General features: G+C 60.1%; 22 protein-coding genes. 15 read left to right on the top strand and 7 right to left on the bottom strand.

Features of this window, described 5'->3' with window-relative positions; all coding sequences use genetic code 11:
- Positions 1–73: 73 nt before the first annotated feature.
- Positions 74–1,141, top strand: a complete 1,068-nt coding sequence (locus tag AB4Z53_RS21520) for an ABC transporter substrate-binding protein (protein WP_113539635.1) — start codon at positions 74–76, stop codon at positions 1,139–1,141.
- A 44-nt stretch (positions 1,142–1,185) separates the two neighbouring features.
- Here AB4Z53_RS21520 and AB4Z53_RS21515 read toward each other — a convergent pair whose 3' ends face one another.
- Together AB4Z53_RS21515 and AB4Z53_RS21510 are read right to left on the bottom strand one after the other, a co-directional pair.
- The gene (locus AB4Z53_RS21515) at positions 1,186–1,635 is read right to left on the bottom strand and encodes a DUF1801 domain-containing protein (protein ID WP_113539634.1); all 450 of its coding nucleotides are present in this window, start codon (positions 1,633–1,635) and stop codon (positions 1,186–1,188) included.
- Positions 1,636–1,738: 103 nt separating this feature from the next.
- On the bottom strand, positions 1,739–2,272 hold the full coding sequence (locus AB4Z53_RS21510; protein ID WP_441597654.1) for a DUF1801 domain-containing protein: 534 nt from the start codon (positions 2,270–2,272) through the stop codon (positions 1,739–1,741).
- Positions 2,273–2,720: 448 nt separating this feature from the next.
- Here AB4Z53_RS21510 and AB4Z53_RS21505 point away from each other — a divergent pair, with 448 nt between their 5' ends.
- The 4 genes from AB4Z53_RS21505 to AB4Z53_RS21490 all read left to right on the top strand — a co-directional run bounded on the left by AB4Z53_RS21505 (position 2,721) and on the right by AB4Z53_RS21490 (position 6,062).
- A complete protein-coding gene (locus tag AB4Z53_RS21505) occupies positions 2,721–3,665 on the top strand; it encodes a Bug family tripartite tricarboxylate transporter substrate binding protein (protein WP_113539632.1) in 945 nt (314 codons plus the stop codon).
- A complete protein-coding gene (locus AB4Z53_RS21500) occupies positions 3,662–4,153 on the top strand; it encodes a tripartite tricarboxylate transporter TctB family protein (protein ID WP_113539631.1) in 492 nt (163 codons plus the stop codon). The genes AB4Z53_RS21505 and AB4Z53_RS21500 overlap by 4 nt, the downstream gene beginning before the upstream one ends.
- Before the next feature lie 14 nt (positions 4,154–4,167).
- On the top strand, positions 4,168–5,685 hold the full coding sequence (locus tag AB4Z53_RS21495; protein ID WP_441597653.1) for a tripartite tricarboxylate transporter permease: 1,518 nt from the start codon (positions 4,168–4,170) through the stop codon (positions 5,683–5,685).
- Between the two features lie 209 nt (positions 5,686–5,894).
- Positions 5,895–6,062 (top strand): hypothetical protein, encoded by a 168-nt coding sequence (locus tag AB4Z53_RS21490; protein ID WP_441597652.1) that lies wholly within the window; start codon positions 5,895–5,897, stop codon positions 6,060–6,062.
- Between the two features lie 101 nt (positions 6,063–6,163).
- Here the strand turns inward: AB4Z53_RS21490 and comJ are convergent, their stop codons facing one another.
- Entirely contained in the window at positions 6,164–6,625 is a 462-nt protein-coding gene (gene comJ, locus AB4Z53_RS21485; protein WP_441597651.1) for a competence protein ComJ, read from the bottom strand.
- A complete protein-coding gene (locus AB4Z53_RS21480; RefSeq protein WP_441597650.1) occupies positions 6,622–7,005 on the bottom strand; it encodes a hypothetical protein in 384 nt (127 codons plus the stop codon). The genes comJ and AB4Z53_RS21480 overlap by 4 nt, the downstream gene beginning before the upstream one ends.
- Positions 7,006–7,208: 203 nt before the next feature.
- Here AB4Z53_RS21480 and AB4Z53_RS21475 point away from each other — a divergent pair, with 203 nt between their 5' ends.
- Positions 7,209–7,376: a hypothetical protein gene (locus AB4Z53_RS21475; protein ID WP_441597649.1), complete on the top strand. Its 168-nt coding sequence runs from the start codon at positions 7,209–7,211 to the stop codon at positions 7,374–7,376.
- A 92-nt stretch (positions 7,377–7,468) separates the two neighbouring features.
- Here AB4Z53_RS21475 and AB4Z53_RS21470 read toward each other — a convergent pair whose 3' ends face one another.
- Both AB4Z53_RS21470 and AB4Z53_RS21465 read right to left on the bottom strand, forming a co-directional pair.
- Entirely contained in the window at positions 7,469–7,744 is a 276-nt protein-coding gene (locus AB4Z53_RS21470) for a hypothetical protein (RefSeq protein WP_441597648.1), read from the bottom strand.
- Positions 7,745–7,860: 116 nt separating this feature from the next.
- Complete coding sequence (locus tag AB4Z53_RS21465; RefSeq protein WP_441597647.1) at positions 7,861–8,964, bottom strand: DUF475 domain-containing protein; 1,104 nt, start codon at positions 8,962–8,964, stop codon at positions 7,861–7,863.
- A gap of 512 nt (positions 8,965–9,476) precedes the next feature.
- On the opposite strand from AB4Z53_RS21465, the gene AB4Z53_RS21460 reads away from it, so the two are divergent.
- From AB4Z53_RS21460 to AB4Z53_RS21430, 7 genes are all read left to right on the top strand, one after another.
- Positions 9,477–10,385, top strand: a complete 909-nt coding sequence (locus AB4Z53_RS21460) for a DMT family transporter (protein ID WP_291163862.1) — start codon at positions 9,477–9,479, stop codon at positions 10,383–10,385.
- A 77-nt stretch (positions 10,386–10,462) separates the two neighbouring features.
- Positions 10,463–10,858, top strand: coding sequence for a VOC family protein (locus AB4Z53_RS21455; protein WP_441597646.1), 396 nt, complete (start codon positions 10,463–10,465; stop codon positions 10,856–10,858).
- A 126-nt stretch (positions 10,859–10,984) separates the two neighbouring features.
- Complete coding sequence (locus tag AB4Z53_RS21450; RefSeq protein WP_441597645.1) at positions 10,985–11,764, top strand: ABC transporter substrate-binding protein; 780 nt, start codon at positions 10,985–10,987, stop codon at positions 11,762–11,764.
- Positions 11,765–11,994: 230 nt separating this feature from the next.
- On the top strand, positions 11,995–12,558 hold the full coding sequence (locus AB4Z53_RS21445) for a dTDP-4-dehydrorhamnose 3,5-epimerase family protein (RefSeq protein WP_441597644.1): 564 nt from the start codon (positions 11,995–11,997) through the stop codon (positions 12,556–12,558).
- On the top strand, positions 12,558–13,469 hold the full coding sequence (locus AB4Z53_RS21440; RefSeq protein WP_441597643.1) for a Gfo/Idh/MocA family protein: 912 nt from the start codon (positions 12,558–12,560) through the stop codon (positions 13,467–13,469). The genes AB4Z53_RS21445 and AB4Z53_RS21440 overlap by 1 nt, the downstream gene beginning before the upstream one ends.
- A 1-nt stretch (position 13,470) precedes the next feature.
- Complete coding sequence (locus AB4Z53_RS21435) at positions 13,471–14,541, top strand: glycosyltransferase (protein ID WP_441597642.1); 1,071 nt, start codon at positions 13,471–13,473, stop codon at positions 14,539–14,541.
- A gap of 220 nt (positions 14,542–14,761) precedes the next feature.
- Entirely contained in the window at positions 14,762–15,511 is a 750-nt protein-coding gene (locus AB4Z53_RS21430; protein ID WP_441597641.1) for an SDR family oxidoreductase, read from the top strand.
- Positions 15,512–15,533: 22 nt separating this feature from the next.
- On the opposite strand, the gene AB4Z53_RS21425 is transcribed toward AB4Z53_RS21430, so the two are convergent.
- Positions 15,534–16,391, bottom strand: a complete 858-nt coding sequence (locus tag AB4Z53_RS21425; protein WP_441597640.1) for a LysR substrate-binding domain-containing protein — start codon at positions 16,389–16,391, stop codon at positions 15,534–15,536.
- Positions 16,392–16,500: 109 nt separating this feature from the next.
- Between AB4Z53_RS21425 and AB4Z53_RS21420 the strand changes: the two genes are divergently transcribed.
- Both AB4Z53_RS21420 and AB4Z53_RS21415 read left to right on the top strand, forming a co-directional pair.
- Entirely contained in the window at positions 16,501–16,911 is a 411-nt protein-coding gene (locus tag AB4Z53_RS21420; protein WP_441597639.1) for a tautomerase family protein, read from the top strand.
- Positions 16,912–17,077: 166 nt separating this feature from the next.
- Positions 17,078–18,412 (top strand): NRAMP family divalent metal transporter, encoded by a 1,335-nt coding sequence (locus AB4Z53_RS21415; protein WP_441597638.1) that lies wholly within the window; start codon positions 17,078–17,080, stop codon positions 18,410–18,412.
- Positions 18,413–18,488: the final 76 nt, after the last annotated feature.

Raw genomic sequence — 18,488 nt, 5'->3', positions numbered from 1 at the left:
AGTCACTCCCCGAGCCACTTTATCCGCGGACGCCTTGCTTGTGAACGGTGACACACTGAGGCATTGTGGATTCATGCGGTTCTTGATTTCTCTTCTTTTTTTCGCCCTTTGTCCGCAGCTGCTCATTGCGGCGCCGATCATATTTCCTGCCCTTTCCGGCAATTCCGACGCACGCACGCTGGTGGTTTACTCCTCACTCGACGAGCCTCTTGCAAAGCCGATGATCGTCGGCTTCCAGAGGGCCAATCCGGATGTCACCGTGCGTTACGAAGACATGCTGACCGGCGAGATCTACGACCGCATCATCAAGGAGACAGACGCCGGAATGAAGACGGCGGACTTCGCCTTTTCTTCCGCCATGGACCTGCAAGTCAAGCTCAGCAACGATGGCTACGCCCAACGCAGCGACCTGCCGATGAGCGACCGCTGGCCCGCTTGGGCGAATTGGCGCAACACGGCCTATGCGCTCACCTTCGAGCCCGCGGTCTTCGTCTATCACAAGCCGAGTTTCACGAAGGAAAAGCCGCCGTCGACACGGGCCGAACTCATCAGCTACCTGAAGCGCGAAGGGGCCGCGGTGTTCGGGCGCATCGGAACCTACGACATCGAACGCTCAGGCGTCGGTTTTCTCTTCATGTCACGCGACCAGGAGCAGTTCGGCGATATCTGGGACGTGATCCAGGCGATGGGTGCGGCCGGCGTCAAGCTGTACTCCACCAGTGAGGCGATCCTGGAGCGTGTCGCCGACGGTCGTTTCGTTCTCGGCTACAATATCCTCGGATCCTACGCGGCGGACTGGGCGGCGCGCCATCCGGATGTCGGGATCGTGCTGCCCAAGGACTACACGGTGGTGATGTCGCGAATTGGCCTCGTTCCACAGGCCTCAGCCTCTCCGGACCTCGGACGCCGTTATCTCGAATTCTTCATGTCCAAAGAGGGTCAGACGATCATGGCGCGCGAACTGCAGATTGCCGCCGTCAGCCCCGAGGTCGCTGGAGAGAATACGGCAAACACCATGCAAGAGATGCTAGGCGCTCAATTGCGGCCGGTTCCCGTCAGCCCCGGCCTGATGGTCTATCTCGATCAGGTGAAGCGCTCGCGGCTGATCGCCAAATGGAACGAGGTCCTGAGGCTCCACTGAAAACAAGGCGCGCGCCAATTCAGCGGCGCCCTTGCACCGGGACGTCAGGTCTTCTTCCGGGATCGGCCACTACGTTCGGCTTGCGCCGACAAATTCAAGTCCACAGCCTCTTGAATGAGCGCCTTCAAGGCGTCTTCGTCGATCTCCCCGCCCTCGCTTATATCGATCGCCCGCCGGGTGTTGCCATCGAGGCTCGAATTGAAGAGAACGGCAGGATCTTCGAGTGACGCCCCCTTGGCGAAGGTCATCTTCACCACGGTCTTGTAGGTCTCGCCGGTGCAGATGATCCCTGCATGCTCCCAAACAGGGACACCCCGCCACTTCCATTCCTCGACCACCTCGGGATCGGCTTCCTTGATGAGCCGCCTCACCCGTGCAAGCATCTCTCCCCGCCAGTCGCCCAGTTCCGCTATTCTGGCGTCGATCCGCTCGGAGGCGGTCGTTTCTCCCTCCACTGCATCAGTCTTTGTCATCGCTTCCGTCGCCTTTTTCATCCGATTATCTCCATGCGGTATCACACGCAACGCGCCATATCATCCCTTGTTCTTGAGGGCTGCTTCTGCGCATGGCTCGCCGCAACACCAATGGCTTTTCCGTTTACATGCGTTCGCCCGGCAGTTGGCTTGATTGCTTTACCCAATCCCTGAATTGGGCCTCGTCAATTTCATCCTTTTCGTGGATATGAAAATAGCGTGCCTTCGCCGTCTTGGATTCGACTGGCGGCAAAGGTTTCAAGGAAGCGCCGTTGAAGAATGCGACCTTGATGTATTTCGCAAAGCAGTGCACGCCAAGGAACCACTCGCCGTCCTCCATGCCATAGAGCGGCGAATTCCACTTCACGGCCTTCTGCGCTTTGGGAACGGCGCTCATGATGAGCGCGTCGAGATGGCGCCCCACAGCACTCTTCCAGCCCGGCATGGCAGCGATGAAGGCCTGCACAGGTGCGTCGCCGTAGCCCTTGGCGATCTGAGGATTGCCGCCCGAGAGCAACTTCGGCTGGTCCGCGGCCGCCCGTCCCTTATCCTCTCCTTCCCCGGTCTCTTTGATGGACGCGCTCGTTCGCGCGGCGACCCTCTCTGCAGGCTTCTTCGATCTTGCCTTGGCGATTTTGGAGTTGGCTGTCCCGGTCATTGCGCCATCCTTTCGAACAGGTCTTCGGGGTGGTTGGTAGCGACACTACCACAGCTTGTTGTCCTCCCGATATCGCTGCCAGCGTACGTGGAATTAATCCCCAAGTCCGGGCTTCCGGTTCGTCGCTTCGTCCACTGCCCAATCTCCTCCAAGCCGACCATCCAGGCCGACAGAGATGCGCTATCCGCCTGTTGGCACGGCCAAGAGCCTAAGATTTCGTAAACGCCACGCCGCGAAACGCGCATTCGGGGCTTGATGTCAGCTAAATGTCAGCTTTCTATGGTGCCTTAGGGTCACTGGCACCCGTGGAGGCGGGTCGCCGGTTGCGGACTGGGAGGAAGCCACCAACTTGGTCAAGCGACAAGGGTCGAAAGAACCCGTCGCCGTCTCCCCGCTCGCACACAGCAACGACGTGCGCGGTGAAAACGCGCCTCATGGAGGACTGACCTTGAAACACTTTTTCCTCGCAACGATTCTCGCCGGCGCCATGTCGCTGCCGGCTGTTGCCGCTGATTACACCATCATCGCTCCGGCCAACCCGGGCGGCGGCTGGGACCAGACGGCGCGCTCGCTGCAGACGGTCATGCAGCAGGAAGGCATCTCCAGCAACGTTCAGGTCCAGAACGTGCCGGGCGCCGGCGGCACCATCGGTCTTGCCCAGTTCGCCAGCCAGCAGAAGGGCAACCCGAACGCCCTGATCGTCGGCGGCTACGTCATGGTCGGCGCGATTCTGACCAACAAGTCCCCGGTCACGCTCAAGGACGTTACGCCGATCGCTCGCCTCACCGGCGAATACGAAGCAGTCGTCGTTCCCGCAGCGTCGGACATCAAGACGATGGCTGACCTTGTCGAAGCCCTGAAGAAGGATCCGGGCGCTGTGTCCTGGGCAGGCGGCTCGGCCGGCGGTACGGACCACATCGCCGTTGGCCTTATCGCCAAGGCTGCAGGCGTCGACCCGACCAAGATCAACTACATCGCCTACTCCGGCGGTGGCGAGGCTCTTGCCGCCATCCTCGGCAGCCAGGTAACGGCCGGCGTTTCCGGCTACGGCGAATTCGAATCGCAGGTCAAGGCCGGCACGCTTCGCCTGCTCGCCGTATCCAGCGCCGAGCGTATCTCGGGCGTTGAGGCCCCGACGCTGAAGGAATCCGGCCTCGACGTCGTCGTCGAGAACTGGCGCATGGTCGCCGCCGCTCCTGGCCTTTCTGACGAGCAGAAGGCTGCCGTATCGGCTGACATCGAAAAGCTCGCGAAGTCCGCCGGTTGGCAGGAAGTCCTGAAGACCAAGGGCTGGCAGGACACCTACCTCACCGGTGACGCATTCAACGCCCAGCTCGACAAGGACGTTGCCGCCACCGAAGGTGTGCTCAAGGACATTGGACTGGTGAAATGACCAAGGGGCATCACCCTTCAACCGCAACGCGTCGCCCGGATCGGGCGGCGCTCTTCATCGCGGTCGCTCTCGCCGCCATCGCGGGGCTCATTTTCTGGGATGTATCGCGTCTGGCAGGCGCTGCCGGCTACTCCCAGGTCGGACCGACGACGGTTCCCTATGCGATCGCCTTCTGTCTTCTCGGCCTCGCGATCTGGACCGCAGTCGAGGCGTTTCGCGGCGATTTTCCGGAACGCGAACACCAGGAAGTTGCTCCGGTCATCTGGATCGTCGGCGGCCTTGCTGCCCAGATGCTCCTGCTGAACGTCGCAGGCTTCTCGATCGCCACCGGCATTCTGTTCGCGCTGACCGCACGTGGCTTTGGCAAGCGCAAGCTCTGGTTCTCAATCCCGGTGGGCATCGCGATCTGCTATGTCGTTTGGGTGATCTTCGCCAAGCTCCTGCAACTGTCGCTGCCCGCGGGGCCGCTTGAACGCCTGTTCTTCTAAGAGGGCCGACGACCATGGCTACTTTTGATTTCCTGATGCAGGGATTGCTGGTTGCTGCGCAGCCGATGAACCTGCTTTACGCACTGATCGGCGTCACGCTCGGTACGGCCGTTGGCGTTCTGCCCGGCATCGGCCCGGCTTTGACCGTGGCTCTGCTCCTGCCCGTCACGTATCGTCTCGATCCCGGCGGCTCGCTGATCATGTTCGCCGGTATCTATTATGGCGGCATGTATGGCGGCTCGACCACCTCAATCCTCCTGAACACGCCGGGTGAAAGCGCGTCGATCGTGACTGCGCTTGAGGGCAACAAGATGGCGCGGGCCGGACGCGGCGGGCCGGCGCTGGCGACGGCCGCAATCGGCTCCTTCGTCGCCGGTCTCATCGCCACGCTCGGCCTCGCCTTCATCGCGCCCTACATCGTCAAACTGGCTCTGGTCTTTGGTCCGCGCGAATACTTCGCTCTGATGGTGCTGGCCTTCGTCACCGTCTCATCGGCTTTCGGCGATTCCACGCTTCGCGGCCTGACGTCGTTGTTTGTCGGTCTGGCCCTTTCCGTCATCGGCATCGACCAGTTGACCGGCCAGGCACGTCTTTCGTTCGGCGTTCCGGAACTGCTTGACGGCATCGAAGTCACGACGCTTGCCGTTGCCATGTTCGCCATCGGCGAAACGCTGTTCATTGCCGCTCAGGGCGACAAGGGTCCTGATAAGGTCGAGGCCGTACGTGGCTCGGTCTGGATGAATGCAACGGACTGGGCACGCTCCTGGAGGCCTTGGCTGCGCGGCACCTTCATCGGCTTCCCGATCGGCGCCATGCCGGCTGGCGGCGCCGAGATCGGCACCTTCCTGTCCTATGCAGCAGAAAAGCGTCTGACGAAGCATCCCGAAGAGTTCGGCAATGGTGCAATCGAGGGCGTCGCCGGTCCAGAGGCCGCCAACAACGCGTCTGCCGCCGGCACGCTCGTGCCGCTCTTGACGCTCGGCCTGCCGACAACGGCAACGGCAGCGATCATGCTGGCCGGCTTCCAGCAATACGGCCTGCAGCCGGGCCCCCTGCTGTTTGCGACCAATCCGCAGCTCGTCTGGGGTCTGATCGCCAGCTTGCTCATCGCCAACTTCATGCTGCTGGTCCTGAATCTGCCGCTGATCGGTCTCTGGGTGAAGCTGCTGACGATCCCAAAGCCGTGGCTCTATGCCGGCATCCTGTTGTTCGCGACACTCGGCACCATCGGTGCGAACCCGTCGGTCTACGAACTCGGCATGCTGCTCGCATTCGGCCTGCTCGGCTTCGCCATGCGCATCTTCGGCTACCCGATTGCGCCTGTCGTTGTAGGCCTGATCCTCGGCCCGCTGGCCGAGCAGCAGCTCCGCCGGGCACTCGCGATTAGCCAGGGTGACTTCAGCGTGCTGTTTACCTCCCCGATTGCCGCTGTGCTCCTGGCTATTGCCGCTGCAGCGTTGATCGTGCCGCTGATCCTCAGGGCCCGCGGTCGTGGCGAGGTGCTGTCGCAGCTGGCAGCCAACGAAGACTAAGTCGTCAAGACAATGCAACTCCGGAAGTGCCCTTTCGGAGTTGCCGCAATAGCGCCTCCTCCCAAGGCCAATCCGCAGGCCCGGTCGGTTTCACTCCCGACCGGGCCTGCTTGCGTTGCATGGCAGGCGTGTCCGATTGTGCATTGCAAAAAGACTACCCAAATCCCATCTTTTGCTCATCAGAGAGAAAACGAAAGCGAGCAAGAAGAATGGCAACCACAACTTATCACAAGGGTTTCATCGGCCGTGCATTCGCAGTTCTCGGCGCTGCCAGCGCTGTCGCCGCCGCTGTTGAAGGCCACCGCCGCCCGAAGGCAAGCGACCTGCGCACCCTCGGTATCGATCCGGCAAACTTCCCGGACACCCGCCGCGGCTAACCAATTCCGGCAGCCTCACAGGCGCCCTATCCTTCCAAGAATGAAAACGGCTCGAGATCCTAGAGATCGCCGGGCCGTATTGTTTAGAGAGCAAGGAACCGTCAGATTGCCGGCCTCGCCATCGTGGCTAAAGGGTGCTGCATGCTCAACTCGCGATCCACGACCGGAACTGCAAACCGCGGACGGGCGCACTTTGTGAACGTGAGATGCACCTGCTGCTTACCAGAAACCTCACCGCAAAACTCAACTCTTAGCTGGTAGAGGCCACGTTCCAGGTCAACACTGCAGCCATCGGAAATGCTCGCCACCTCGATTTCTCCGGCAACGTCGAACGGCACCTCCACAACCCGACGTGCGCCGGATACAATTTCGCTTTCTCGATCCCGCATGACCATCTCAACACGATGATCGCCGTCGAGCAGCGTACGGAACGAGACCGCACCTGGTCGCCACGCAAATCCCTGGGAAACGTGTACTTCGTCCCAATCATTGAACGGATCGTTGAGCTGACTGTTGAAAACGCTCAGCTGACCGAAAGTTACGAAAAGTTCGACGACGTTCATGGCACCTTTCCTGGATGGTCTTGTCCCGGCCGCCCGGCTATTCGATGACCAGATGGTCGCGGTTGAGATCTTGCGTTTCCAAACAGGTTGGTGGCGCCCATGCTCCGCCCGTTCGGCGAGCGCGCTTCGAGGCGATTGATGTCACTGATGAAGCAGAGGAGGTTGCGATCGTAGTCGAGATCTATCTTCAGATCGAAGACATTGAAGAATTTCAACACGCAGGGCGAAACACCGAACCCCAATTCGGGCCAGCGGAACATATAGTCGATGTCCAAGGATAAGTTGAATCCTTCGTCCAACAACTTGATCCCGTATAGACGGCAGTCATGCCACCCCATGTCGTTGAAATCCACGTCCGTCCATATTGCCTTTATCACCATCGGCATTCCTGTGGTTTCTGACACGCCCCCCGTCTAGATGCTTGGCTCCTCGCCTGCCTCCAAATGGGGTCATTCGATTTTGGTTCGGATTCCGGCCCGGCAAGCTCCCGACGCATAGCTGACCTGTCCGATTGTGCATTGCAATATGACGCCTCAAGCCCCATCTTTTGCTCATAAGAGAGAAAACGAAAGCGAGCAAGAAGATGGCTACCACAACTTACCACAAGGGTTTCATCGGCCGTGCGTTCGCAGCTCTTGGCGCTGCCAGCGCTGTCGCCGCCGCTGTAGAAGGTCACCGCCGCCCGAAGGCGAGCGATCTGCGCACCCTCGGCATCGATCCGGCGAACTTCCCGGACACCCGCCGCGGCTAACCAATTCCAGCGTCCGAACGGGCGCCCTATCCTCCCAAGGATAAAAACGGCTCGGGATCCTAGAGATCGCCGGGCCGTTGTCTATTTCGCCGCTAGCGGCCAGCGCTCCAGGAAAACAGGTCGCGCAAACGCCGACGCAGGATATAGGACCAAGGCACCTCGGCCGCGATCGCCTCATAGCCCGCCCGCGTCAGCGAGAATTCGACACGACCGTCTCCCGCATCTCGTCGGGTGACGTACTGCATATTGAGGGCACGGAAAACTGCGGCATGCAGTTCCTTGGGCCAATAGATCTCATCTGCGGGCACCCGAAAGGCGCCCGCCTTGTAAAGTTCCTCGAGGACATCCTTCAAATCGCTTGCCAGCATCGAACGGTTATCTGGCGCGATGCGCAGTTTGGCAATGCAATCACTGACAATGCTCAAACAAAAAGCGGCCCAACGTCTCCGCCGGGCCGCCACTGAACTGTTTAGAGGTTCGCAGCCTACGCTTCGACGCGTGCGCTGTCGCCTGCTTGCGCTTCCGCGTTTTCTTCCTGGCGTTCCCGCTTGTTGTAGCGGATCGAAGACCAGAGCGAGATGCCGATGAGCGCAGCACCTCCAAGGCCGGTGATGACTTCCGGAATGTGGACCAGAGTCTGGAAGTACATGACGACCGACAGGATCAGGATCGCGTAGAACGCGCCGTGCTCCAGATAGCGGTATTCGCTGAGCGTTCCCTTCTCGACCAGCATGATCGTCATCGAGCGCACATACATGGCGCCGATGCCGAGGCCGATCGCGATGATGAAGAGGTTCTGCGTCAGCGCGAAGGCGCCGATAACGCCGTCGAACGAGAAGCTGGCATCGAGAACTTCGAGATAGAGGAAGGCACCGAAGCCGCCCTTTGCTGCTGCACTCATGGTTTCCTGCTGCGCATCGAGCAGGCCGCCAACCACCTCGACCACGAGGAAGGTCAGAAGACCATAGATCGCCGAATAGACGAAGGTGTGCACGTCTGCCGGCTCAAGCAGCGTCGAGAAGCCAAGGATCAGAGCAAGGACGAATGCGATCTCGACGCCCTTGATGGTCGCAAAACGTGCCATCTTGGTTTCGACCCACTTGATCCAGTGCACGTCCTTTTCATGGTCGAAGAAGTAGCTGAGACCGACCATCATCAGGAAGGTGCCGCCGAAGGCCGCGATCGGCAGATGGGCGTCGTTCATGATGCGCGCATATTCCTCGGGCTTGCTTGCCGCCAGAACGATCGCTTCAATCGGTCCGATCTTCGCTGCGATAACGACGATCAGAAGCGGGAAGACGATACGCATGCCGAAGACGGCGATGAGGATGCCCCAGGTCAGGAAGCGATGCTGCCACTCGGGCGTCATGTCCTTGAGCTTGTTGGCATTGACGATGGCATTATCGAAGGACAGGGAGATTTCGAGCACCGCAAGCACGGTGCAGATGAAGAAGACGGAGGCCATACCGCCGATGGTTCCGGTCGATTGCCAGCCGAGCCAAGCGCCGAGCACAAGGCCCACCGCTGTGACAATGAAGGCCCAGGTGAAATAGCCGAGCGCGCTCGAATGCGATTGAGGCTGGTTCATCGACGGGCCTCCTTCGCGCGGACGACGCCGGATTCGGTGAAAAGATGGGGTTTCAAAACAGAAATGCGCACGGCCGAAGGGGCACATGCGTGAGGCATGAGATCAGTTGTCATTGGAGCTAATCCGCCGGCTAATTTGCTGGCGGTACCGACATCACGAGAGCGCCGTAAAAACTCTCGCCAGAGGGGCCCGGCACCAGTGTTCATCCCGCGGTCCAATGTCTGGAGGCGGGAGCACTTTTCTAATTAGCAGCGTCCGGTGGAAGGTCAAGGGGGCACCTGCGCCCGGGCGCCCTTCCTTCCACTTGGGGAGCCGGCTGCAGCACCGCCGTGCCCCTTCCGCCGGTCGACGGCAGGGAATCGGAGCAAACAAACGATAGCGGCCGCGGCTCTATGCATCAGCTGAACAGTAGCCCCGATTCATTCGCAAAACTTATGGTTCCATATGCAGACAGCAATGGATCGACTGGGCGGAATGTGGCATGGCGTGCGCAACTTTCTGAAGGCCCGGATATGACTGCGATCGCCACCCCCCTTACCGCCCCGAACGCCGCCCGAACAGGCGTCCTCATCATGCTGCTCGGCATGTTGATGTTTTCGCTGAACGACGTCATGGGGAAATGGCTGGTCGCGACCTATTCCGTCAGCCAGTTAATGGTGATCCGCAGCATCGCGGCGCTCCTGTTCCTGTCACCCTTCATTCTGAGGCGCGGCCTGCGCTCGATGTTCAAGGTCGAGCGGCCAGGACTGCAGGCGCTTCGCTCGTTGCTCTTTGCGATCGATGCCTCCGCTTTCTACTTCGCCGTCGCCTATATGCCGCTCGCCGATACCATGACCTATTGGCTGGCTGCGCCGATCTATGTTGCGGCCGCATCGCCGTTTCTGCTCGGAGAAAAGGTCGGCTGGCGGCGCTGGACGGCAATCCTCATCGGTTTTGCCGGCGTTTTGATCGCCCTCGAACCCTCCAAGGAAAGCTTCAGCCTGCCGGCACTGATCGCACTTGCGGGCAGCGCCGCCTTCGCCTTCGCACTGATGCTTGGTCGCACCCTGCGTTCGACACCGGACACGACGCTCGTCTTCTGGCAGATCGTCGGCGCACTGATCTTCTCGCTCGTCGGCGTTGCGGCCAACCCCTCCGGCTGGGCACCGGTCGACGGTGAGGCCTTGATGCAACTCGGTATGCTCGGCATCGTCGCGATGCTGGCACACATCTTGGTCAACCGCTCCCTCAAGCTTGCCGACGCCGCCACCGTCGTGCCCTTGCAATACACGCTACTTTTCTGGGCCGTTGTCTTCGGTTGGTTCTTCTTCGGCGATACTCCCCGCCCAACGGTCCTGGTTGGCGCCGCTTTGATCGTCGCCTCAGGCCTCTTCATCTTCTTCCGCGAACAGCAATTGAAGAAGCGTCAGGCCAAGGCCTGAGATTGGTCCATCCAAGGGGTTTCGTTGGGCGTCGCTCTCTGCTACCCCGCCTGCATCCAATGCCGAAGGAGACACAGATGGCCAATGCGATCCATTCGATGATCCGCGTTCTCGACGAGAAGAAGTCGGTCGAATTCTATCGCCTGGCCCTCGGGCTCAAGGTCGCCGAAAGGCTCGATTTCGAGACCTTCACGCTGATCTATCTCAGCAATGAAGAGAGCGAATTCGAGCTCGAGCTGACGATCAACAAGGATCAGAGCGAGCCCTATGCGCTCGGCGACGGCTATGGCCATCTGGCGTTTTCGGTCGACGATCTCGACGCCGAGCATCGGCGCGTAACAGATGCGGGCCTCAACCCTGGCAAGATCGTTGCCTTCAATCGCGATGGCGCCCTGCTTGCCCGTTTCTTCTTCCTGGTCGATCCTGACGGCTACAAGATCGAAGTCCTCCAGCGCCACGGTCGCTACAAGTGATATCCACTGGCGGCAACAATCAACCAAAACAATACCGGATATCGCGCCTATCTATTTCGCTTATAGACCATCGCAACATAGTCTTCTCCGGAAGCATCAAGAATGATGCAAACAAGGGGAACGCGAATGAAGAAACAGATTGCAGCAGCCATGCTGGCCATCATGGCCGCGACCACCTCGTCGGCTCAGGCAGCGGAAAAGATCAAGATCGGCACGGAGGGCGCCTATCCTCCCTTCAACTTCATCGATCCTGCCGGCAAGATCGGCGGCTTCGACGTGGATATCGGGCTTGCGCTCTGCGAGCGCATGAAGGTCGAGTGCGAGGTGGTTGCTCAGGACTGGGACGGCATCATTCCCGGTCTTCTCGCCAAGAAATATGACCTGATCATCGCCTCGATGTTCATCACCGAGGAACGCAAGAAGCAGGTCGCCTTCACCAATCCCTATTACCTCGCTGCCATGACGCATGCGGCGCCAAAGGGCTCCGGCATCACCGAATTCACCAATGAGGCCCTCAAGGGCAAGGTGATCGGGGCGCAATCCGGCACCACCCAGGCCGAATACATCACCGCCACCTACCCCGATGCGGAGATCAAGCTCTATCCCACCCAGGACGAGGCCAACCTCGATATGGTCAACGGCCGGCTTGATCTGCAGGTTGGCGACATGCTGCCGCTGCTCGACTGGGTGACGAAGAACGATGATGGCAAGAATTGCTGCGAACTCATCGGCGAGCCGATCACCGACAAGAAGTTCGTCGGCGAAGGTGTCGGTATCGCCGTCCGGCAGGAAGACAACGATTTCCGCGAGAAACTCAACAAGGCGCTCGACGAGATCCGTGCCGATGGCACCTACAAGAAGATCAACGACAAATATTTCTCGATCGACGTCTACACGATGAAGTGAGGCTTCGGGCTGGTCCGGCCGCGTAGCGGACCGGGCCAGCTTCTGATTTGTCGAGTCAATTTCCTTTGATCGTCCAGACCGGGTTTTAGCCAAATTCTATCGGCGACTTTCCCCACAAGACGACAGGCGCGACCGCAGCGTCGCGGCTGTGCAAGCCTCCCACAATCAGCTTGTTAGCGCGCGCGAAGGTGTGCGAGAAAACGCGCACAATCAAGAATGTGAGCGCGTTCATGCCCCCTTCAATTTCTCCTCTCGCATTACCGCCCGGCGTTCTCATCCGCCCACTGAACCCGCACACAGACGATCGCGGGGTGTTTCTCGAGGCGTTTCGGGAAGAATGGTCGACAGGATGCGACCCCGTGCAATGGAATGTGGTTGGAAGTGAAATTGACGTTCTGCGTGGCGTTCATGTCCACGTTACGCATAGCGACTATCTGCTTGTCATAAGCGGCCGCATGATCCTTGGTTTGCACGACATTCGTCCCAACCGCCAAGAAGATCGGATCTCATCTACGTTGAACCTCCACGCGACACAGCCAATTGCTGTCACAATTCCACCGGGCGTGTGTCACGGTTTCTATTTTCCGGAGCCGGCAATCCACATGTACGCCGTCTCTCATTACTGGGACCCGTCCGACGAACTGGGCTGTCGCTTCGACCAACCAGAGCTCCGCATCCCCTGGCCGAACGTAGCGCCAAAACTGTCGGAACGAGATCGGTTGGCCTGCAGCTACGAAGAGATGCGAGGGCAATTCGTGAAGCGGAGTGTATTGCAAACGCGGGGTGACGTGTGATGACGGCAATCGGACTAGTCGGTTATGGGCGCTGGGGAAAGCATATCTTTCGCGACCTGCGGGCTCTGGGTGTGGACGTGCATGTGGCAGTACCTTCGTCAAGYAGCCAGACAGAAGCACTGGCGAAGGGCGCAGCGTCCGTATGTCCAGATTGTTCGCTTCTTCCAGAAGTCGATGGCTTTGTTGTCGCCACGCCAACAGCGACGCATGCGGCGACCTTGTCGAAACTACTTTCCCGTGGACGCCCAATTTTCGTTGAAAAGCCATTGACTGACGACCTTGAGAAGGCCCGAGAGCTCGTGAAGCGCGCCGAGAATAGAATCTTCGTCATGGACAAGTGGCGCTACCATCCCGGCGTCGAGGCGCTTGCAGCACGCGCCAAGTCCGGCGCCCTTGGCGACATTTTGGCCATACGCACCTTCCGCCTGGGCTGGGACAATCCCCATCGCGACGTCGACTCCATTTGGATTCTCTTGCCGCACGATCTCAGTATCTCCTACGAGATCCTCGGATACCTTCCGCCGGCTCATTCAGCGATCACGACGGTACCCGGACAAGGCCATTCAAGCCTTATTGCGATCCTCGCAGACGCATCGAAAGTGCCTCAAGTTACCATGGAAATTTCGTCCAACCACCCGGTCTCGCGTCGTGCCGTTGTTGTCATCGGGAGCAAGGCGAGCGCGCAGCTTGCGGATTCCTATGACGACCGCATTTTCATTGGCAAAGGCATGCCGGGCTTCGACGCCGCTGCCGTTGAGCACGAACATGTCGACACAGAGTTCCCCCTGCTGCGCGAACTGCGCGCCTTCGTAGAACATGTGCGGGGCGGGGCAAAACCTAGATCTTCCGCCACCGAAGGCCTGCTTTTCGTCGAGCGCATCGCAACGCTGCGGCGTCTTGCAGGAGTGTAGAGTGACACAGCCCTTCTTCACGGTGTTGCTCCCGATCAACCGGTCGCCGGAGTTGTTGCCTTTTGCGGTCCAGACAGTGCTGGAGCAGCGAGGCGTCGAGTTCGAACTTTTCATAACTTGCGACGGTGCCCCGGACGCTACGGTCGCATGCGCAAACGAACTCGCCGAACAACATCGACAAATACGGGTCTTCGCGTTCGAAAAGGGCGAGCGACACGGAGAGGCACACCGGGATGTAGCGTTGCGAGAAGCAAGGGCACCATTCGTGGCACAGATCGGCGACGACGATCTGTGGCTCCCGGATTACTTGGCAACCCTTGGCAACCTGCTGGCATGGGCAGATTTCGGCAACCTGCTGCAAACGGAACTTCTGCCCGATGGCTCAATGTACGTTCACGTAGATGACCTGAGCGACGAAGTGACCCGCCGGCGTATGTGTTCCGAGCCATGGAACTTCTTTGGCCCTTCGGTCGCCGGCTACCGTCTTTCCGCCTATCGCTCGTTGCCAGTAGGTTGGAGTCCTGCGCCTGCCGATCTCTGGACCGACTTGCATATGTGGCGAAAATTCCTTCAGCAGGATAGCCTGACTTTCGGCACTGCGTTCTCAGTTCAGTGTCTAAAGCTAAGTGCACATCATCGACAATCGATCCAAACAGGTGAGCGGGCTCTGGAGAACGCCCCCATCGCTAGGTTGATCGCCGATCCACATGAACGATTGATCTACCAGGAACGCGCAATGAGGGCCATCTGGCAACAGCTGAATGGCCGGTATCTGCAGGCAGACGCGGAGCGCAGTGAACTGCGGCTGGCAACAGTTCATCTTAGAGCGACAGAAGAACGGCTACGGCATGAAAATTCATGCATGGCCCAACGTCACGACGATGTGACCGCCCAATTGGCCGCGGACTTTGCGCTAGAGAAAGAGAGACTTCAGCACGAAGTTGCGCATCTTGAGCGGCTTCATCATGAAGTTCTTTCAACGCTGACCGAACTTAGAAGCTCGCGATCATGGACGATCACAGCGCCATTGAGATGGATTGAAAGTCGATGGAGACGTAGCACAACGAAGTAAACTCCTCCCCTTGCGCCTTGCGTCAGCTTGAAGGACATAAAGCCACCTGCGCAGCGATTTACGATAGCTTCTGCCACAAGATCAGATCCTCGGCCCGCTATGCGAAAGCGCGAGACGACGTCGACTGTTGGCGGTGGCGGCGGAAGACGCTAAATCTTCTGCTGGAGAGTTTCAGGTCGCAACCAACCGGGCAATGGCAAAAAGACATCGGAGAACGGGCATGTTCGACCTCGCGGGGAAAACGGCGCTGGTCACAGGCGGTGGCCGCGGGCTTGGCCTTGAAATGGCGCGGGCCCTGGCGACAGCCGGCGCGGCGGTGGCGATCAACGGCCGCAACCGTGAGACGCTTGAGGCTGTGCGTCGGCAGCTCGCCGAAGATGGCATCGCGCTGGAAATCGCACCGGGCGATGTGGCGACGGATCCCGCAGTGATTGTCGATGCGGCAGCGGCAGGTACCGGGCAGCTCGATATCCTGATCCATGCCGTCGGCGAGCGAGACCGGCGTGGCACCGATTCCATGGATGCTGACTCCTTCGCGGCGCTGATCAACACGGATCTGACGGCGGCCTATGGGATGGCGAAGGCCGCGCTTCCTTACCTGCGCCGCTCGGCTTCCGGGAGGCTGATCTTCGTCACTTCCATTGCCGCCTTTGCTGCACGTGCTGGGGACCCGGCCTATACCGCGGCGAAAGGTGGCCTCGACGCCCTCACGCGCTCGCTTGCGGTCGAGCTCGGCTCAGACACACTTACGGTCAACGCGATCGCGCCCGGCTGGTTCGCGACGGAAACCAATGTCGCGCTTGCCGCCGATCCGACGCTCCAGGCTTTCGTCGACGTTCGCATTCCCCTGAAGCGCTGGGGCCGACCTGAAGAGATCGCGCCGGCAGCGGTGTTCCTGGCTTCGCCCGCCGCAAGCTTCGTCAACGGCATTACACTGACCGTTGATGGCGGCATGACGGTGCAGATGTAACCGCCACCGATCTCGGACAGCGTCACAGCCTCTCGTTCGGCAATTCTTCGGCGAGAAGCGTCGCGAGACTGGAGGCGGCCTTTTCCGCTTTTGGCTTGAGCCGCAGGCTGAACGTAGCGTTCGGCAGTACCGGCAGAGAGAGAGCCTGGGGCGCGACCGCGACCCCCTCGCCTACAAATCGCGCAGTCCGCGCCGTGACCGCGATGCCGCTACGGACTGCCGCACGCAATCCGGAAAGGCTCGGACTGGTCGCCGCAATGCGGTAGGCGATACCGGCCTGATCGAGCGCACGGGTGGCCGCCGAGCGAAACCCGCATGGCGGGTCCAGTACCGCGATCGGCAGCTCGCCACTGGGGGGAACCGGATCTGTGGACGCGGACAACCACAACATCTGCTCGGTCAGCACCGCAATCTCGTCCGGTTGCGTACCCTCGCGCATCACGATCAGGACATCGATCGCCCCTTGGTCGTAACTGGTCGTCAGTTCCCGCGAACGACCAACCCGAAGATCGAGCCGCACGCGCGGATGGGTTCGGGCAAAGACACGCAGGAGATCAGGCAAATTGCTGTCGGCGAAGTCCTGGGTACAGCCAAGAGCCAGACGTCCATCGGCCTTTGCACCCTTCAGGCTGAGCCACGCATCGCGATGGACTTCGAGAATCCGTTGCGCGTGAACGAGCAGTTCCTCTCCGGCCGGCGTCAGGACACGCCCTCTCCCAGATTGAGCCAGAAGCGGCTCTCCCACCATTGCCTCCAATCGCTGCATCTGCGCGGTAACCGCAGATGCGGTGCGGCCGACCGTGGCAGCCGCGTGAGCGAGCGAGCCGCCTTCGGCAAAGGCGAGAAACGTTCGGAGCACGTCAGGATCGAAGGTTTGCATAACTTCACAATAATCGAATGATAAATATCAAACAATTCGATTTTTCTTCACTGATAGCGATGGCAGATTGAGCTCAACAGCGCATCACAATCCTCAAAAGGAGCCTTCAATGCCGATCATCAACGTCACCGTCAGCGGCAAGGCCGACGCAGCTCTCTCCTCCCGGATCGCCGCGGCGGTCAGCGAACTGACGGCCACGCACCTGCGCAAGGACCCGACGATTACCGCAATCGTCGTGTCCTACATCGATCCCGCCCATTGGTTCGCCGGCGGCAAATCACTGGCCGAACAGGACCTCAACAGCTTCTGGCTGGACATCAAGGTCGTAGACGGGACAAACACCAAGCCGGAAATGGCCGCCTATCTGGAAGCGGTATACGGTCACTTCGAGCAACTTCTCGGCAGGCTGCATTCGGAGAGCTATATCCTCGTTCACGAGGTTCCTGCCGCTGCCTACGGCTATGGCGGCAAGACCCAGGAGTTCCGCTACATCAGCGGCAAGCTCAAGGCCACGGTATAGCTGAGAACATTCCGCTCAGTTCGTCGCACGCCTCCGCGCAGTCCAAAATTGCGCGGAGCGGCCGCTCTTCGGCGGGGCGAGTGGCGGAAGCAGGCCGAACGGCAGGGAACAATCCCCCGACAGGGCCGTTCGACGCTGAACTGGCATCAGCAACGGAAGGCCGATCATGGTGGATCCGGTCCAGCAAACGAACTTATCGGAGGAGAATGACGGTAGTGTTGAGCGCGAGTGGCGCTCATCAACGGCCCAGCCCGAACAGGACCGCAGCAGTTTCTCACGCAAGTTTGGCGCTGGCCTGATATCGGGGGCAGCCGATGACGAGCCAAGCGGGATCGCCACCTACAGCCAGGTTGGCGCGCAATTCGGCTTCGCGCTCGGCTGGACCATTCTGTTCTGCTATCCGTTCCTGGTCGGCGTGCAGGGGCTGAGTGCCCGGATTGGTGCCGTAACGGGCCAGGGTCTCGCGCGGAACCTGAGGCGGCATTACCCAGCATCATTGGCGCGCGTGGCGACGTTGATGTTGTTGATTGCAAACGTCATCAACATTGGCGCCGATCTTGCCGCCATGGGTGCCGCCCTGCAACTCCTCGCCGGTGGCCCGCAGCTGGTCTATGCGGTGGTCTGTGGCATTGTCTGCGTGTTGCTCGAGATTTTCGTGCGTTACCGCCGCTATGCGACATTCCTGAAATGGCTGACGCTTTCACTCTTTGCCTATGTCGCGGTCGCCTTCGCCGTCGATGTTCCGTGGATGGAAGCGGCGCGGGGCATTTTCGTTCCCTCATTCACCTTTGGCGGCGAACAGGCAACGGCGCTCGTCGCGGTGCTCGGAACGACGATCAGCCCCTATCTTCTCTTCTGGCAGGCAGGCCAAGAGGTCGAAGAACCCGAGCGGCGACATCACCCGAGACTGGGCACGTCCCCGCAGGCGGCTGGGCCGGAGCTCGTTCGCATCGAGATCGACACCATCGTAGGCATGGCGCTATCCGGTGTCGTCGCCCTGTCGATCATGATCGCGACTGCCGCAACGCTCCACGCAAACGGAACGACCCACATTGAAACCTCGGCACAGGCCGCCGAGGCTCTACGGCCGGTCGCCGGAAATGTTGCTTTCGCGCTTTTCGCCGCCGGCATCATTGGCACGGGCATGTTGGCAGTTCCCGTGCTTGCGGGCTCGGCCGCCTACGCAGTGGCCGAGCTGTTTCAATGGCCCGAAGGATTGGATCGCGCGCCGCGAACAGCCAAGGCCTTTTATGGCACGATCGCACTGGCAACGCTTGGCAGCGTTATCGTCTTCCTCGTCGGGGTAGACCCATTCCTATTGCTCTATTGGAGCGCGGTCATAAACGGCATGCTCGCAGGTCCCCTCATCGCCATCATGACGATAATGGCCGCCAACCGCCGCATCATGGGCCAGCTCAAGGCGCCCTGGTGGATGTTGACGCTCGGCGGAGCGACCGCCCTGGTGATGCTGGCTGCAACGGCCGGATTGTTCTTGCTCTAGCAGACCGCCGCGAGAACTACTCCCGCTTTGGCGCCGGGAACCAACCGCCAGAGGCGCGAGTGGCTTGCCGGGTGTG

Source organism: Ensifer sp. 2TAB8 (assembly GCF_052115125.1).
Taxonomy (GTDB): Bacteria; Pseudomonadota; Alphaproteobacteria; order Rhizobiales; family Rhizobiaceae; genus Ensifer.
Note: the sequence above shows the minus strand (reverse complement) of the source record. Positions and strands in the feature narration are given on the sequence as shown.